The sequence below is a fragment of the Lysinibacillus sp. NPDC059133 genome, from assembly GCF_042755925.1.
In the GTDB taxonomy this organism is placed as follows: Bacteria; Bacillota; Bacilli; order Bacillales_A; family Planococcaceae; genus Lysinibacillus.
The window spans coordinates 1-1,108 of the sequence record NZ_JBHZDH010000124.1 but is presented as its reverse complement, the minus strand read 5'-3'; the positions used below and the strand labels follow the sequence as shown (position 1 = coordinate 1,108).

Genomic DNA, 1,108 nt, shown 5'->3' with positions numbered 1-1,108 from the left:
GATAGCAATGTAGGCGGCTTTGTTGGATATATGAATGGGGGCGTAATAAAGAAATCTTACGCCACTGATGCGGTGAAAGGTTCTAGCTATGTGGGTGGCTTTGTTGGATATATGAGCTCAGGAACGATTGAGCAATGCTACGCCACTGGAAATGTTGACGGTACGAGCTACCTCGGCGGATTTGCAGGGTATCTCTCTGGATCCAACAGCGTAATCCGCAACAGCTTCTCGCTGGGCAATGTGGCGGCAGGAAGAGACACGGCGGGATTTGTCGGGTATCTTTCTTCCGGTAAGGTGGAAAACAGTTACTCTACGGCCAGCAACACAAACGGCTTCCACAATAACGGGACAGTAACAAACAGCTACTTTGACAGCACCATATCAGGGAATATGGCAAAAGCCGAAGGGCGTGCAACCGCTGATATGAAGAAGGCGGCGACTTATACCGGATGGAACTTTGAGAGTATTTGGGAAATAGATGAAGGCTATCCGATTCTACAGGGGTTGAAAACGCCAGAAATGGACGTAGGCAATTATACGGAAATTAAGACGGCGGAAGACCTCGTTAATATCAACAAGGATTTGTTCGGGATGTACCGCCTGATGGCGGATATAGATCTTAAAGATGTGGCTTGGACACCGATAGGGACAGCGACTGTTCCGTTTGCCGGGGTTTTGGACGGCAATGGACACAGTATCAAGAATTTGAATCTGAACCTCACGGCTCAGGACTATGTGGGACTATTAGGGTACAGTAAGGGCACGATAATGAACCTCAAGATAGAGGGCGCGGAAGTAAAGGGCAAGAACTATGTTGGTGTCTTGGCTGGATACAGCAAGGGCAATGTAACGGATGTAACGGTGGATGGCGTAACTGCGTTGAGTGGGACAAGCTATATCGGTGGCTTGGTTGGTTCCAGTGCGGGAGATATAACGGGAAGCGTTGTAAGTGAAGTAACCGCGTTGAGTAGCAGCAGTCAATATGCAGGCGGTCTTGTAGGTTACAGTACCGGCAACATATCAGATATCAAGGTCAACGGAATTGGAACGCTGAACGGCAGCAGTTACGTGGGCGGTCTAGCCGGTTACAGCAACGGAATCATAAAGG

1 protein-coding gene is annotated in these 1,108 nt (G+C 49.0%); it reads left to right on the top strand.

The features are described from left to right. Positions 1 to 1,108, top strand: a 1,108-nt coding sequence (locus tag ACFXN8_RS26480) for a GLUG motif-containing protein (protein WP_386848327.1), incomplete at both ends; no start/stop codon positions are given.